This window comes from Pseudomonas sp. 3B-A001-10F (assembly GCF_056313565.1).
The window spans coordinates 1-14,242 of sequence record NZ_JBQYFW010000002.1; the positions used below are offsets into that span (position 1 = coordinate 1).

The following is a 14,242-nucleotide window of genomic DNA, read 5'->3' on the forward strand; positions in this document are numbered from 1 at the left end:
TTGGTTACATCTTTGATTTCTCGCGGAGTAACTTGTGATGCTGATAATCTTGTTGACTATCAGTCTGACTCCACAAGCACCCACACGAATTGCTTGATTCAGTTGTTAAAGAGCGATTGGTTAAGATCTTTCGTCTCAACCGAGGCGCGAATTCTACAGCAGCCTCATTTGCTGTCAAGTGATTATTTTCAGAAGCTTTCGAAGATTTCTTCAACAACTTCAACCACTTGCGCCTCCGATCTCTCGTCAGCGGGAGGCGAATTCTACAGCGTTACACGCTGATGTCAACACCTCTTTTTCAACTTCCTTTCGGCTTCGATGAACTGAAGCAACCTGCCGCCGAAACCTACATAACTCATTGAATCTCAAGGAGTTTTCCGTTTCGGCTGCGCCGGAAGTGGGGCGAATTATAGACATCCTGAATCTGCCGTCAACCGTTAATTTCACTTTTCTATCGATAGGCGGAAAAGACGGCCTTTATATAGACGTAATGGCAACGAATGCGCAGTATATTGCCCACTATCAAAATAAAACCCTGCTTTTTTACCTTGGACGATGCCGCGCAATGAATGACCAGCCACGCTCTCTTGCCTCAATGCTGTTCCCGGTTGGCCTGCTATTAATAGCCATGGCATCAATCCAGTCCGGCGCCTCACTTGCCAAAAGCATGTTCCCCATCGTTGGCGCTCAGGGAACCACTACGCTGCGGCTGATCTTTGCCAGTGTCATCATGCTGTTGATACTGCGTCCCTGGCGAGCCAGGCTGACCGCCAAGTCGCTACGCACGGTCATCGTTTACGGCATGGCTCTAGGCGGAATGAATTTCCTCTTCTATATGTCATTGCGCACTGTACCGCTGGGGATTGCCGTTGCCCTCGAGTTCACCGGGCCGCTGGCCGTAGCCATCTATGCCTCCCGTCGTGCTATCGACTTTCTCTGGATCGCTCTCGCCGCCGCAGGATTGACGTTGCTGATTCCAACAGGTGCCACCAGCGCCGGAATCGATCTGGTCGGTGCTGGGTATGCATTGGGAGCAGGTATCTGTTGGGCGCTATATATCCTGTTCGGCCAGAAGGCAGGTGCCGATAACGGTGTGACGACCGCAGCATTAGGCGTAATGATCGCGGCATTGTTCGTGGCCCCTATTGGCATCGTGCATGCTGGTTCAGCGCTTTTGACCCCCTCCCTGATTCCCATTGCCATTGGCGTCGCCATTCTATCCACCGCCCTGCCCTACACACTGGAGATGGTCGCCCTTACCCGCATGCCGGCACGGACATTCGGCACACTGATGAGTATCGAACCGGCTTTCGGAGCCTTATCGGGACTGCTGTTTCTGCACGAATTCCTCACACTGTCACAATGGATGGCGATCCTGTGCATTATTCTGGCGTCTGTCGGCGCAACCATGACCATGGGTAGCGCCGCGAAGCCTGCAATAGCGGCTGATTGAAAGAGGTTTTGACGAAGGTCTGGCAATTGGTGCGTATTTAGGCCATGTTTAGACCTGTAACCCAATGCCAGACATGGATTTTTTCGGACAGGGATTTCAAAACGCTTAGAGCGCAGGCGAACACAGGCAAACCCGGGCATTAGACTCGTGGCCGCTATAAGGACGGTAATGAAACGAATTTTGATACTGATCGCCATACTGGCTATTGCGGGTTGTGCGGCGACTTCGGAAACCAAGGTAAAACGCGGAAAAAAAGGGCTGCACATCAACTGCTCAGGGCTATCGTCCTCCTGGGACAAATGCTACGCCAGCGCCGCCAATGCTTGCTTGCCGAAAGGCTATAAGGTCATCGCCAAATCCGGTGACACCGTCGAAGAGCCCGGCGATTACCCGTTCGGTCTCAATCCTGCGGGTTACACCAGTCGCAGCATGATTGTCATCTGTAAATAGATCAGCGCTGCCCGGCGATCTGCCGGCCAATTTCTTCATGGCTGGACTTCAGCACCGCTTGCTGAACGTCCGGCGTGGCCAACATGCGCGCCACCACCAATGCCCCAACGCATTGCGACAGCACCGACCACGCCAGGGTCTCGCTCTCAAGTATCTGTGCCCAACGCTCCTGAAGCCGGCAAATCCACAGCTCGGCCTGCTCGCGCACCCGAACATCCGATCGAGCAATTTCTGCGCCCAACGCCGGCAATGCGCAACCGGCCTCAGGTTGCTCTACGTGAGCCATGCTCAGGTAGTGCTTGAGACAGCGCTCCAGTCGCTCACGATCCCGCGTGCCCTCCCCGCCCAATCGTTCAAGGCTTTGACCCAACTCGCGCTCGACGATGGCGGTGAACAACGCATCTTTCGACGAAAAGTGACTGTAGAACGCCGCGCCACTCAATCCGATAGCCTTCATCAAGCCGTCGACGCCTACCGTGGAAAACCCCGAACGCTTTGCTGACAGCGAGCTGCTCTGCAATAGCTTTTCCCGGGTTTCCAACTTGTGACTGGCGGAGTAACGCATGTGTTTGCCCTCGAATCGACTGCCTTGACGTGGTCTGGATCCTAGCATAACGTTCGTTCACTTAACGATCGTTTAATAAAGGCACCTACCCATGAATAACAAGAAGGTCGTATTAGTGGTTGGCGCTGGCGATGCCACGGGAGGGGCGATTGCCAAGCGTTTTGCCAAAGAAGGATTCATCGCCTGCGTCACCCGGCGCAGTGCCGATAAACTTCAACCGCTGGTGGACGCGATCAAGGCTGAAGGCGGCGAGGCCCACGGCTTTGCCTGCGATGCGCGCAAGGAAGAAGACGTCATCACCCTGATTGAAGACATCGAAACCCGCCTCGGTCCGATCGAAGCCTTTGTGTTCAACATCGGCGCCAATGTGCCATGCAGCATCCTCGAAGAAACTGCCCGCAAGTATTTCAAGATCTGGGAAATGGCCTGTTTCTCAGGCTTCCTCAATGCCCGTGAAGTGGCCAAACGCATGGTCACGCGCAATCGCGGCACGATTCTCTTCACCGGTGCTACCGCCGGACTTCGCGGTGCTTCCGGATTCGCCGCCTTCGCCGGTGCCAAGCACGGCATCCGCGCCCTGGCGCAAAGCATGGCGCGGGAACTCGGGCCGATGAACATCCACGTCGCCCATGTGGTGGTCGATGGAGCGATCGACACCGATTTCATTCGCAACAGTTTTCCGGAAAAGTACGCGACCAAAGATCAGGATGGCATCCTCAATCCCGAGCACATCGCCGAGAACTACTGGTTTCTACACAGTCAGCCGCGGGATGCCTGGACGTTCGAGCTGGATCTGCGCCCCTGGAATGAACGCTGGTAAGCCAACGCCATAACAATAACGACAGAGACGCGAAAATGACTAAAACCGTGGAGTTCTATTTCGACCTTGGCAGCCCTGCCACCTATCTGGCCTACACCCAATTGCCGAAGATTTGTGCCGAGACGAACAGTGAGCTGATTTACATCCCGATGCTGCTCGGTGGCGTATTCAAGGCAACCGGCAACGCATCACCGGCAATGATTCCGGCGAAGGGTCGGTACATGTTTCAGGATCTGGATCGCTACGCGAAACGCTACGGGGTGCCGCTGAGATTCAATCCGCATTTCCCGATCAACACACTGATGCTGATGCGTGCGGTCACGGGTATCCAGTTGCGTCAGCCAGAACGCTTTGAGGCGTTTATCGATGGTCTGTTCACTGCGCTGTGGGTTGAAGGACGCAGCCTCGACGAGCCCGCGACTGTCGTCGCTGTACTGAGCGAACACGGTTTCGACCCGCAGGAAGTTCTGGCGCTGAGCAACGATGAATCTGTCAAAGCAGCGCTTAAGGAGAACACCGAAACGGCGGTTAAACGCGGCGTGTTCGGCGCACCGAGCATGTTCATCGGTAATCAGCTGTTCTTCGGCCAGGATCGGCTCGACTTCGTTGAGGAAGCCTTGCGCCAGGGCTAGGCGATCATTCAGGCGCTGGTAACAGCGCCTGAATTGCAACCAGTCAGATGGCGGCAGTACGGGTGTTCAGCCATTCCAGCGCAGCACCCTCAAGCAACGGACTCAAGCGCTCACGCACTTGTGCGTGGTAAGCGTTAAACCATTGCTTCTCTTCCTCAGTCAGCAGCGCCGGCAGCAGGCATCGGGTATCGATCGGGCACAGCGTCAAGGTTTCAAACCTGAGGAATTCACCGAACTCACTGCTGCCCGCCTCGCGGTTCATCGCCAGGTTCTCGATACGCACACCCCAACGGCCCGGACGATATGTACCCGGCTCGATCGACGTGATCATCCCCGGCTGCATGGCCGTCTGCGGTGCCGGCGCGGCCTGATAGGCAATCACCTGCGGGCCTTCATGGACATTGAGGAAATAGCCAACGCCGTGACCGGTGCCGTGGCCGTAATCCACGCTGTCGGCCCAGATCGGCGCACGGGCAATGGCGTCCAGCAGCGGCGAGAGAATGCCTTTCGGGAACTGCGCGCGCGACAGCGCGATCACGCCCTTGAGCACGCGCGTGCAATCGCGCTTCTGCTCTTCGCTCGGCGTACCGACCGGCACCATCCGCGTGATGTCCGTGGTGCCGCCCAGGTACTGTCCACCCGAGTCGATCAGCAGCAAGCCGTCACCCTCGATCACCGCGTGTTCTTCTTCGGTCGCGTGGTAATGCGGCATGGCGCCATTGGCGTTGAACGCGGCAATCGTGTTGAAGCTCAGCGAGACATAATCCGGACGACGCTCGCGAGCAGCGGTGAGCTTCTCATCGATGGTCAGTTCGGTAATGTGTTCGCGGCCCCACGCAGATTCCAGCCAGGCAAAGAATTCGCACAGCGCCGCACCGTCCTGTTCCATCGCTTGGCGGATGTGTTGAGCATCGGCTTCACTTTTCTGCGACTTGGCCAGCGTGGTCGGGTTCAAGCCTTCGACCAGTTTCACTGCGCTGTCGAGATTATCCAGTAAACCGCTGGTCACTCGTGCCGGATCGACCAGCAGGCTCGCGCCACTCGGTACGGCACGCAGGGCATCAGCGACTTCGCTGTAATCACGCAGCGTTACGCCATCCTGTTCCAGCACAGCGCGCAATTCGCCATCAACTTTGCTCAGCGCCACGAACAACGTCGCCTGCTGCTGATCGATCAAGGCAAACGAAACAAACACCGGGTTGAACGACACATCGCCGCCGCGCAGGTTGAACAGCCAGGCAATGTCGTCGAGGGTGGAGATGAAATGCCAATCGGCCCCGCGCTCCCGCAAAGTTTCGCGCAGTTTGGCGAGTTTCTCGCCACGGCTGACCGTCGCCTGCGGTGGCAGATGCTGATAGATCGGTGCATTCGGCAGGCCCGGACGATCGCTCCAGACTTCCTGCAGCAGATCGATATCGGTACGCAGGCGCGCACCGCGTGCTTCCAGCTTGCTGCTCAGGGTACGCGCCGACGCCACGGCCATCACCGCACCGTCAACCGCGACCACACCACCTTCCGGTGTTTGCTCAGCCAGCCAGTCCAGCGGACTCGGCTGACCCGGTTGCAGTTTGACCAGTTCGATGCCGCTGTCCTTGAGCTCCTTGGTCGCTTGCTCCCAATAACGGCTGTCAGCCCAGACACCGGCGAAATCAGCTGTGACGATCAACGTCCCGACCGAACCATGGAAGCCCGACAGCCACTGCCGGCCCTGCCAGTAACCCGGCAGGTATTCCGACAAGTGCGGGTCGGCGGACGGCACCAACAACGCATGAATGCCCTCACGGCGCATCAGTTCACGGGTCTGCGCCAGGCGCTGGGGCACCGATCCTTCGGTCGAGGTCTGGGTACTCATCATGTCTCCTGCTAATCACTTCATCGTTATTGTTCGTAGCCGAGAGGTCGGCTCGTTTAAAGCCCGGTCGCCCAGAATGCCGGAGCACTGGCGCAGGCGGTCTTGATCAATGCACTAGCCTTGTCGATATCTTCGGCGGTGGTGAAGCGGCCGAGGCTCAGCCGAATGGTGCGACCGGCCAGGTGCGCGTCATGCCCCAGCGCCAACAACACGTGGGATGGCGTGTTACTGGCCGAGTTGCAGGCGGAGGTCGCGGAAAAGGCAATCGAATGGCTCAACGCCGCGCTGTTGAATTCACCTTCGCTGAAGGTCAGGCTCAAGGTGTGCGGAATGCGTTGAGTGGCGCAACCATTGAGGCGTACGCCCGGCAGGCTGAGCAGTTGTTCGAGCAAGCGTTCACGCAACGCGACAATAGTTTTTTTCTCGTCATCGAACGTCTCGGCGGCCAGCGCGAACGCTGCGCCCATGCCGGCAATCTGGTGCGTCGCCAACGTCCCGGAGCGCAAGCCACCTTCGTGTCCGCCGCCGTGAATCTGCGCCTGCAACCGCTGCTGCGCCCGAGGGCCGACATACAACGCGCCAATGCCTTTGGGGCCGTAGAGTTTGTGTGCGGAGAAGGACATCAGATCCACCGGCCATTGCCCCAGATCGATGGCCACTTTGCCGGCGCCCTGCGCCGCATCGACATGGAACAACGCCTCGCGGCTACGCACCACTTCGCCAATCGCTTGAACATCATTGACGGTACCCAACTCGTTGTTGACCAGCATCAGCGACACCAGAAAGGTATCGTCGCGCATAGCTTCACTGACCGCTTGCGGGGTGATCAGGCCATCGGCGTCCGGCACCAGATAGGTTACGGCGATGCCGGCGTCCTGCAATTGGCGGGCGGTATCGAGAATGGCTTTGTGTTCGATCTGACTGGTAATGATGTGGCCGCCGGGGACACCGCGGGCCTGCGCCACGCCTTTGAGGGCGAGATTATTGGACTCGGTGGCACCGGAGGTCCAGACGATCTGCTCAGCCTTGGCGCCGACCAGTTCGGCGGCCTGTCGGCGGGCCTGCTCGACCGTGTGTCGGGCTTGCTGGCCGAACGCGTGGGAGCTGGAAGCCGGGTTGCCAAAGTTACCGTGAAACCCCAGACACTCGATCATCACCTGGATGACCCGCTCGTCAACCGGGGTGGTGGCGGCGTAATCGAAATACAACGGACGTGTGTTCATAAAAGACTCGCAGAGCGTGTTCCGGGATCAGGAGGCTCGTGTCTGCAAACGGCACGGCGCAGCCTTGTGAGCTGCGCGTCGGTTCGAGAGCGTCATCAATACCTGATCGGATGCCGTTAAAGAAGAACAACTTCATTTAAAAGTGCGTAGGAACGCTCCTGAAGCCGAGCTTAACAGGCATCCGGCCTGCGGTTGAAGCAATGCGTCAGCTAAAGCTTTCGAGAAGTAACGGGTACAGCGAAATCACCAGCAATGCGGCCATGCCCCAGTTGAACACGCGCAACCAGCGCGGATCCTTCAGCACATTGCGCAACAACGTACCGCAGGCCGCCCAGACGCCGACGCTGGGCAGGTTGATGATGGCGAACACCGCGGCAATCACCACGACATTGGTGAAATAGCCCTGCATCGGCGTGTAGGTGCTGATGGCCCCGATGGCCATGATCCACGCCTTGGGATTGACCCACTGAAACGCGGCGGCGCCGAGGTAGCTGATCGGCTTGGACTCGCCTTCGGCGCTGTCGCCGACCGGTCCTGAGTGAGCGATTTTCCACGCCAGATACAGCAGATAGGCCGCGCCAACATAGCGCAGAACCGTGTAGAGAATCGGGTAGGTCTGAAACACCGCACCGAGGCCAAAGCCCACGGCCACGACCAGAACGAAGAAGCCGCAAGTGATCCCGAGCATGTGCGGGATGGTGCGGTTGAAGCCGAAATTAACTCCCGATGCCAGCAACATGGTGTTGTTCGGCCCCGGCGTAATCGAGGTGACAAGGGCAAACAGGGCAAAGCCCAACAGCAGGTCAAGCGAGAGGTTCATGGCAGGCAATCCATCAGGGTCATTCAGGTGTAGACCCTATCCCACACCGCCCGGCAAGCCCACGGACAGTTGGGGAAAACTTCCAGCAGTACAGTTTGTTTTCAGCTAGGACGACCGTGCAGCTGTACGGCACGTTCGGCACTCATTTCAGCTTTCTTGTCGAACTGCGACTGGCCGAGCAGTTGGGCTTTTTTCGCGTGGTATTCGTCGAAGGACAAGCCGCTGCGATTCAGTGCTTCCATCGCCAATTCACGGGATTCTTCATCAGTGTAAGGGCGCAGCTCAGGCGAAACATGTCCGGCACAACCGGCGAGTACGGAGACAGCGAGCAACAGGGAGACAGTCAGTAAACGATTCATGGGAGCGTCCTGGCGAGCAATGGGGAGTCGATGGACAAAGGCTACGCCCGGGCACGCGTGCGCAGAAATCAACGCTCTCAATAGTGGCTATCAGGAAATCGACACGTGCTGGCACATATCTCTTAACGATCTATAAATATCAATTAACGTTCTTTTACGGAATAACAAACTGCCTTTATAACTCCCTGCATGGGCTGAGCACTGTTGCTCCAGCAACTGTTGCTCAGCCAACACTGATTCAACAAAGCGCCCTGCTACTCACAGGGGCGACCGCCGCACTAAAGCTCAACGCCTTGTAAACCGGGGCTTCCAGGAGTTGGTACAGCGCTTGCTCTGACCCGGTGACTCACTCACTGCTCGCTGAGCAACTGTTGAAAAAAGGAACTGATCATGTCGCGTCCCCTGAAAGTCGTCGCCCTCTCCGGCGGCACCTGGCGTCCGTCCCGCACCCTGGTACTGACCCAAGCTTTGATCGCCGAACTGGCCGAGCACTTGTCCATTGAAAGCCATTTGATCGAACTCGGTGATATCGCTCGCCCGCTCGGCGGCGCGCTGTCGCGTCAGGAACTCAGTGCAGAGGTTGAAGCCGAGCTGCAAGCCATTGAACAGGCCGATCTGCTGATCGTTGCCGCGCCGGTTTATCGCGGTTCCTACCCGGGCCTGCTCAAGCACTTGTTCGACCTGATCGACCTCAACGCCTTGATCGACACCCCGGTGCTGCTCGCCGCTACCGGCGGCAGCGAACGCCATGCGCTGGTGCTCGATCACCAGTTGCGGCCGCTGTTCAGCTTCTTCCAAGCCATGACCTTGCCAATCGGCGTGTACGCCACCGAAGCCGACTTCGCCGATTACCAGATCACCAGCGAGCTGCTGAAGGCGCGCATCCGCCTGGCCGCCGAACGCGCTGCGCCGCTGTTCGCCACACAAATCAAACCCTTGCTGAAAATCGCCTGAGGAGCCGTTCATGGATGTTTTCTGGTTCCTGCCGACCCACGGTGATGGCCACTATCTGGGCACTACCCAAGGTGCGCGCCCGGTCACCCTCAACTATCTGAAACAAGTGGCGCAGGCGGCTGACAGCCTCGGCTACCACGGCGTGCTGATCCCCACCGGACGCTCCTGCGAAGACTCCTGGGTGATCGCCTCGGCGCTGGTGCCGTTGACCGAACATCTGCGTTATCTGGTGGCGATCCGTCCGGGAATCATCTCGCCGACGGTGTCGGCGCGCATGGCTGCGACGCTTGACCGGTTATCCAACGGCCGTTTGCTGATCAACGTCGTGACCGGTGGCGATCCGGACGAGAACCGTGGCGACGGCAGTTTTCTCAGTCACGCCGAGCGCTATGAAGTTACCGATGAATTCCTGAAAATCTGGCGCCGCGTGTTGCAGGGCGAGGCGGTGGATTTCGACGGCAAACACCTGAAGGTGCAGAACGCCAAAGCCCTCTATCCGCCCGTGCAGAAACCCTATCCGCCGCTGTACTTCGGCGGCTCCTCCGATGCCGCGCATGATCTGGCTGCCGAACAGGTCGATGTCTATCTGACCTGGGGCGAACCGCCGGCCGCGGTTGCGGAAAAACTCGCCGACGTGCGCGAACGCGCGGCGCGGCATGGGCGCAAGGTGAAGTTCGGCATCCGCTTACACGTGATCGTGCGCGAGACCGCCGAAGAGGCGTGGAAAGCGGCGGACAAACTGATCGAACACATCAGCGACGAGACTATTGAGGCCGCGCAGAAATCCTTCTCGCGCTTCGACTCGGAAGGTCAACGGCGCATGGCGGCTTTGCACGATGGTCGTCGCGATAACCTCGAGATCGCTCCGAATCTGTGGGCCGGTGTCGGTCTGGTGCGTGGCGGTGCCGGTACGGCGCTGGTCGGCGATCCGCAGCAAGTGGCGGCGCGGATCAAGGAATACGCGGATCTGGGCATCGAGAGTTTCATCTTCTCCGGTTATCCGCATCTGGAAGAGGCTTACCGCTTTGCCGAGCTGGTGTTCCCGCTGCTGCCCGAGCCTTACGCCAGTCTGGCCGGGCGTGGCGTGACCAATCTGACCGGGCCGTTTGGCGAAATGATTGCCAATGATGTGCTGCCCACAAAAGCCTCGGCGTAAACCGGATCTCTTGTGTAAGAGCTGCCGCAGGCTGAGTGAATTCAGGAGTGTTGGTGTGACCGCCAAACCGCAAAGTACTTTGTTATCCCCATTGCAGACCGCCCGCCAACTGGCTGCCGAGTTTGCCCTGACCGCCGTCGAACGTGACGAACGTGGTGGCACGCCAAAAGTCGAGCGCGATGCCCTGCGCGACAGCGGCCTGCTGGCCCTGAGCATTCCCACCCGCTACGGCGGCCTCGGCGCGAGCTGGAGTGAAACCCTGCAGGTCGTTCGCGAATTCGCCAAGGTCGACAGCTCGATCGCCCACGTTTTCGGTTTTCATCATTTGATGCTCGCCACCGTGCGCCTGTTTTCCCGGCCGGAACAATGGCAGCCGTGGTTCGAACAGACCGCGCGGCAGAACTGGTTCTGGGGCAATGCGCTCAACCCGCTCGACACTCGGACCGTGGTCAAGGATCTCGGCGGCTGGCGCGAATTTTCCGGGAAGAAAAGCTTCTGCTCCGGCGCCAGCGACTCACAAATGCTGATCGCCTCGGCCGTCGATGAGAGCGCTGGCGGCAAATTACTGATCGCGGCGATTCCCAGTGGCCGCAGTGGTATCACCCTGCACAACGACTGGAACAACATCGGCCAGCGCCAGACCGACAGCGGCAGCGCGACCTTTGAACGGGTGCGGGTCGAAGAGTCGGAATTGCTCCTCGATCCCGGCCCGCTGAGCACGCCGTTCGCCTGCCTGCGGCCATTGATCGCGCAGCTGACGTTCACGCATATGTTTCTCGGGATTGCCGAAGGCGCCTTTGAAGAAGCGCGGCAATACACCCTCAGCGAAACCCGGCTCTGGCATAAATCCACGGCGCGTGATGTGCGCGAAGATCCATACGTGCTCGCGCATTACGGCGAGTTCTGGGTGGCGCTGGAAGGTATTCGTCTGCTGGTCGAACGCGCGGCCGCATTGCTCGATGAAGCCTGGGCCAAGGGTGCGAATCTCAGTGCCGAGGAGCGCGGCCAAGTCGCGACAGCGATTGCCACCGCGAAAGTTGCCGCCAGCCGTCAGGGCCTGGAAATTTGCAGCCGTCTGTTCGAAGTGACCGGCGCGCGTTCCACCCACGCCTCCCTGCGCCTCGACCGCTACTGGCGCAACCTGCGCACGCAAACCCTGCACGACCCGCTGGACTACAAACTCCATGAGCTGGGCGACTGGGCGCTGAACCAGTCGCTGCCGGTGCCGACTTTCTATTCCTGATCTGCCTGCATTTGAACTAAAAAGAAGGACGAGCCCATGCAACTGCTGACCCTACCCCCCTCCCCCGCGCTCGCCACGTCGATCCGCGCCACCGCGCAGGTGTTCGAAGACCCGAAATCCCAGGCCCTGCTCGCGCATTTGCAACAGGTCGCGCCGAGCGAAGCCAGTGTGCTGATCATCGGTGAGACCGGCACCGGCAAAGAGCTGGTAGCGCGGCATATTCATAACCTCAGCAACCGCCGTCATCGGCCGTTTATCGCGGTCAATTGCGGGGCGTTTTCCGAGTCGCTGGTGGAGGCAGAATTGTTCGGTCATGAAAAAGGCGCGTTCACCGGTGCGCTGAGCGCCAAGGCCGGATGGTTCGAGGAAGCGGACGGCGGCACCTTGTTTCTCGATGAGATCGGCGATCTGCCGATGGCGATTCAGGTGAAGTTGCTGCGGGTGTTGCAGGAGCGCGAAGTGGTGCGGCTGGGCTCGCGCAAAAGCATTCCCATCGATGTGCGGGTGCTGGCAGCGACCAACGTGCAGTTGGAGAAGGCCATCAATGCCGGCCATTTCCGCGAGGATCTGTATTACCGCCTCAACGTGGTCAATCTGGAATTGAGCCCGTTGCGTGAGCGTCCCGGCGATATCCTCCCGCTCACGCGCCATTTCATCGAGGCCTACAGCCAGCGCCTCGGTTATGGCCGCGTCAGTATCAGCCCCGGTGCCGAGCACAAACTGCGTGGCTACAGTTGGCCGGGCAACATTCGCGAACTGGAAAACGTCATCCATCACACCCTGCTGATCTGCCGCAATGGCGTGATCGAACGCGATGATCTGCGCCTGTCGAACCTGCGTATCGATCGCCCGGACGATCATCACAGCAGCGCCGATGATTCACCGGAAGCGTTGCTGGAACAGGCCTTTCAAAAACTGTTCGCGCAACAGGCCGGTGCTTTGCACGAGAAAGTCGAAGACGCCTTGCTGCGCGCAGCGTATCGCTTTTGCCATTACAACCAGGTGCACACCGCAGCACTGCTCGGTCTGAGCCGCAACGTCACCCGCACGCGTTTGATCAAGATCGGCGAACTGGCAGTCAACAAGCGGCGACTCACGGAAAACCTACAGGGCGAGCGCCTGATCCAGTTGTCGATCTAGCCGACCAGGTGGCAGTGCAGCGCATCGTCGGGACTGCGGGCGATGCTGCTCAACATCTGAAACGAATTGAAGGTGATGGTTTTCGCCTGATGGGTGTGAATCAGTTGCCAGAAATCCTGCTCGCCGCTTTCAAAGCTGCGAAACGCCGCCTCCCCTGCCTCGCGGGTCTGCCATTGGAGAAAACTCAGCACGCGCCGGCCGTCATCGCTGGCCTGCACACTGGCGCTGACAAAACCGTCGTAGCGTTGAGCCAGACGCTCGGTTTGCCTCGATAGTGCAGTCACCAGCGCAGATTGTTGGCGTGGTTCGATTTCAAATTCGATCAATTGGGTAAAACTGCGGTTGTTCATGGAATGCCCCCACTCAGCGTAAGACGAGCCTTGCGACTCGAAGACCTGCAGGGTAAAACCTCTAGTTAAGTCAAGGTCAAGAGCTGTCTGCAGATGATCAGCAAAGAAAATGTGCACAAGCCGTTAACAGTCGGCGAAGTCGCGGCGCGCAGCGGTGTCGCCGTCACCGCCCTGCACTTTTATGAGTCCAAAGGCTTGATCAAGAGCCAGCGCAATGCCGGCAATCAGCGCCGTTATCCGCGCGAAGTGCTGCGCCGGGTGGCGTTGATCAAAGTCGCGCAGCGGCTGGGGATTCCATTGGCGGAGATTGGCGAGGCGCTGAAAATCCTGCCGGATGATCGTGCGCCCAGCGCGGCCGACTGGAAAACCCTCTCGGAGCAATGGCGCCGAGAGTTGGATGAACGGATCGAACAATTGACGCTACTGCGTGACCGGCTCGATGGCTGCATCGGTTGCGGGTGTTTGTCGATGGAGGCTTGCCCGCTGCGCAATCAGGGCGATGTACTCGGCGAACAAGGCCCGGGGCCGCACTTTCCAAAGGATTGACTGCTCGTCGGGCAAAAACCTGCACGGCGAGGACGGTTCTATAGTGAATCTTCCACAAATCCGGTGGAGTCCTGTCCCATAGAACAACAATTCAGGGAGAACGTCATGAGCGTCAAACCCATTCCCGAGGGGTATCACAGCATTACCCCGTATCTCGGCATCCACAAAGCCGCCGAGGCCATCGATTTCTATAAAAAAGCCTTCGGCGCCACCGAAGTCATGCGCCTGGCCATGCCCGGCGGCGGCATCGGCCACGCCGAACTGCGCATTGGCGACAGCGCGATCATGCTCGGCTCGCCGTGCGATCAGGGGCCGTTGAGCAATCCTGATAAAAGCGTGTCAGTTGGTTTGCATCTGTACGTGACCGATGTCGACAAGTCCTTTCAGCGCGCGCTGGACGCGGGGGCGACGACGGTGTCCGAGGTCAAGGATCAGTTTTACGGTGATCGCAGCGGCACCTTGAAGGACCCGTATGGGCATCTGTGATTTCTGGCCTCGCGCAAGGAAGATCTGACTGAAGAACAGATCAAGCAGCGGGCGATGGAGATGTTTCAGCAGGGTTGAGCATTTCAGTGTCTGGACTGGCCTCTTCGCGAGCAAGCTCGCTCCCACAGGGTTTCGTTGGGTGGCATAGATAATCGTCACACCGGAAACTACTGTGGGAGCGAGCTTGCTCGCG

Annotated in this window: 15 protein-coding genes and 1 pseudogene; 10 read left to right on the top strand and 6 right to left on the bottom strand. The window is 58.8% G+C overall.

The window, feature by feature from the left end:
- Nucleotides 1-565 precede the first annotated feature (565 nt).
- Nucleotides 566-1,453, top strand: a complete 888-nt coding sequence (gene rhtA / locus AC0ZWN_RS02350) for a threonine/homoserine exporter RhtA (protein ID WP_093435527.1) — start codon at nt 566-568, stop codon at nt 1,451-1,453.
- A gap of 168 nt (nt 1,454-1,621) precedes the next feature.
- Entirely contained in the window at nt 1,622-1,903 is a 282-nt protein-coding gene (locus AC0ZWN_RS02355) for a hypothetical protein (protein WP_093434980.1), read from the top strand.
- A gap of 1 nt (nt 1,904) precedes the next feature.
- Here the strand turns inward: AC0ZWN_RS02355 and AC0ZWN_RS02360 are convergent, their stop codons facing one another.
- Nucleotides 1,905-2,468, bottom strand: coding sequence for a TetR/AcrR family transcriptional regulator (locus AC0ZWN_RS02360; protein WP_116256572.1), 564 nt, complete (start codon nt 2,466-2,468; stop codon nt 1,905-1,907).
- A 91-nt stretch (nt 2,469-2,559) separates the two neighbouring features.
- Here AC0ZWN_RS02360 and AC0ZWN_RS02365 point away from each other — a divergent pair, with 91 nt between their 5' ends.
- Nucleotides 2,560-3,288 (top strand): SDR family oxidoreductase, encoded by a 729-nt coding sequence (locus AC0ZWN_RS02365; protein ID WP_476333924.1) that lies wholly within the window; start codon nt 2,560-2,562, stop codon nt 3,286-3,288.
- 35 nt (nt 3,289-3,323) lie between these two features.
- A complete protein-coding gene (locus AC0ZWN_RS02370) occupies nt 3,324-3,920 on the top strand; it encodes a 2-hydroxychromene-2-carboxylate isomerase (RefSeq protein WP_476333925.1) in 597 nt (198 codons plus the stop codon).
- Nucleotides 3,921-3,963: 43 nt separating this feature from the next.
- Here AC0ZWN_RS02370 and AC0ZWN_RS02375 read toward each other — a convergent pair whose 3' ends face one another.
- The 4 genes from AC0ZWN_RS02375 to AC0ZWN_RS02390 form a co-directional block, all read right to left on the bottom strand.
- Nucleotides 3,964-5,772, bottom strand: coding sequence for an aminopeptidase P family protein (locus tag AC0ZWN_RS02375; protein ID WP_476333926.1), 1,809 nt, complete (start codon nt 5,770-5,772; stop codon nt 3,964-3,966).
- 56 nt (nt 5,773-5,828) lie between these two features.
- Nucleotides 5,829-6,995, bottom strand: coding sequence for an aminotransferase class V-fold PLP-dependent enzyme (locus tag AC0ZWN_RS02380; protein WP_476333927.1), 1,167 nt, complete (start codon nt 6,993-6,995; stop codon nt 5,829-5,831).
- 205 nt (nt 6,996-7,200) lie between these two features.
- Nucleotides 7,201-7,815, bottom strand: coding sequence for a LysE family translocator (locus AC0ZWN_RS02385; RefSeq protein ID WP_116256570.1), 615 nt, complete (start codon nt 7,813-7,815; stop codon nt 7,201-7,203).
- Nucleotides 7,816-7,916: 101 nt separating this feature from the next.
- On the bottom strand, nt 7,917-8,174 hold the full coding sequence (locus AC0ZWN_RS02390) for a hypothetical protein (RefSeq protein ID WP_093434993.1): 258 nt from the start codon (nt 8,172-8,174) through the stop codon (nt 7,917-7,919).
- Nucleotides 8,175-8,564: 390 nt separating this feature from the next.
- Between AC0ZWN_RS02390 and msuE the strand changes: the two genes are divergently transcribed.
- Genes msuE through AC0ZWN_RS02410 form a run of 4 tightly spaced genes read left to right on the top strand, consistent with a single transcriptional unit; the run spans nt 8,565 to nt 12,667 of the window.
- Nucleotides 8,565-9,128: an FMN reductase gene (msuE, locus tag AC0ZWN_RS02395; RefSeq protein ID WP_093434995.1), complete on the top strand. Its 564-nt coding sequence runs from the start codon at nt 8,565-8,567 to the stop codon at nt 9,126-9,128.
- Between the two features lie 10 nt (nt 9,129-9,138).
- A complete protein-coding gene (ssuD, locus tag AC0ZWN_RS02400; RefSeq protein WP_476333928.1) occupies nt 9,139-10,284 on the top strand; it encodes an FMNH2-dependent alkanesulfonate monooxygenase in 1,146 nt (381 codons plus the stop codon).
- A 55-nt stretch (nt 10,285-10,339) separates the two neighbouring features.
- A complete protein-coding gene (locus AC0ZWN_RS02405; RefSeq protein WP_476333929.1) occupies nt 10,340-11,527 on the top strand; it encodes an acyl-CoA dehydrogenase family protein in 1,188 nt (395 codons plus the stop codon).
- A gap of 36 nt (nt 11,528-11,563) precedes the next feature.
- Nucleotides 11,564-12,667 carry a sigma-54 interaction domain-containing protein gene (locus AC0ZWN_RS02410; protein ID WP_220556626.1) on the top strand — a complete coding sequence of 368 codons (1,104 nt, stop codon included), beginning with the start codon at nt 11,564-11,566 and terminating at the stop codon, nt 12,665-12,667.
- Here AC0ZWN_RS02410 and AC0ZWN_RS02415 read toward each other — a convergent pair.
- The gene (locus AC0ZWN_RS02415; protein ID WP_476333930.1) at nt 12,664-13,017 is read right to left on the bottom strand and encodes an antibiotic biosynthesis monooxygenase; all 354 of its coding nucleotides are present in this window, start codon (nt 13,015-13,017) and stop codon (nt 12,664-12,666) included. The two genes, AC0ZWN_RS02410 and AC0ZWN_RS02415, sit on opposite strands and share 4 nt — an antisense overlap.
- Nucleotides 13,018-13,110: 93 nt before the next feature.
- Between AC0ZWN_RS02415 and soxR the strand changes: the two genes are divergently transcribed.
- A complete protein-coding gene (soxR, locus tag AC0ZWN_RS02420; RefSeq protein ID WP_476333931.1) occupies nt 13,111-13,563 on the top strand; it encodes a redox-sensitive transcriptional activator SoxR in 453 nt (150 codons plus the stop codon).
- A gap of 105 nt (nt 13,564-13,668) precedes the next feature.
- A pseudogene (locus AC0ZWN_RS02425) lies at nt 13,669-14,127 on the top strand (VOC family protein).
- Nucleotides 14,128-14,242 lie beyond the last annotated feature (115 nt).

What these genes read in the sequence shown, in the direction of transcription:
- rhtA (WP_093435527.1), top strand. Translation starts at nt 566, where the DNA reads ATGAATGACCAGCCACGCTCTCTTGCCTCAATGCTGTTCCCGGTTGGC.
- AC0ZWN_RS02355 (WP_093434980.1), top strand. Translation starts at nt 1,622, where the DNA reads ATGAAACGAATTTTGATACTGATCGCCATACTGGCTATTGCGGGTTGT.
- AC0ZWN_RS02360 (WP_116256572.1), bottom strand. Translation starts at nt 2,468, where the DNA reads ATGCGTTACTCCGCCAGTCACAAGTTGGAAACCCGGGAAAAGCTATTG.
- AC0ZWN_RS02365 (WP_476333924.1), top strand. Translation starts at nt 2,560, where the DNA reads ATGAATAACAAGAAGGTCGTATTAGTGGTTGGCGCTGGCGATGCCACG.
- AC0ZWN_RS02370 (WP_476333925.1), top strand. Translation starts at nt 3,324, where the DNA reads ATGACTAAAACCGTGGAGTTCTATTTCGACCTTGGCAGCCCTGCCACC.
- AC0ZWN_RS02375 (WP_476333926.1), bottom strand. Translation starts at nt 5,772, where the DNA reads ATGAGTACCCAGACCTCGACCGAAGGATCGGTGCCCCAGCGCCTGGCG.
- AC0ZWN_RS02380 (WP_476333927.1), bottom strand. Translation starts at nt 6,995, where the DNA reads ATGAACACACGTCCGTTGTATTTCGATTACGCCGCCACCACCCCGGTT.
- AC0ZWN_RS02385 (WP_116256570.1), bottom strand. Translation starts at nt 7,815, where the DNA reads ATGAACCTCTCGCTTGACCTGCTGTTGGGCTTTGCCCTGTTTGCCCTT.
- AC0ZWN_RS02390 (WP_093434993.1), bottom strand. Translation starts at nt 8,174, where the DNA reads ATGAATCGTTTACTGACTGTCTCCCTGTTGCTCGCTGTCTCCGTACTC.
- msuE (WP_093434995.1), top strand. Translation starts at nt 8,565, where the DNA reads ATGTCGCGTCCCCTGAAAGTCGTCGCCCTCTCCGGCGGCACCTGGCGT.
- ssuD (WP_476333928.1), top strand. Translation starts at nt 9,139, where the DNA reads ATGGATGTTTTCTGGTTCCTGCCGACCCACGGTGATGGCCACTATCTG.
- AC0ZWN_RS02410 (WP_220556626.1), top strand. Translation starts at nt 11,564, where the DNA reads ATGCAACTGCTGACCCTACCCCCCTCCCCCGCGCTCGCCACGTCGATC.
- AC0ZWN_RS02415 (WP_476333930.1), bottom strand. Translation starts at nt 13,017, where the DNA reads ATGAACAACCGCAGTTTTACCCAATTGATCGAATTTGAAATCGAACCA.
- soxR (WP_476333931.1), top strand. Translation starts at nt 13,111, where the DNA reads ATGATCAGCAAAGAAAATGTGCACAAGCCGTTAACAGTCGGCGAAGTC.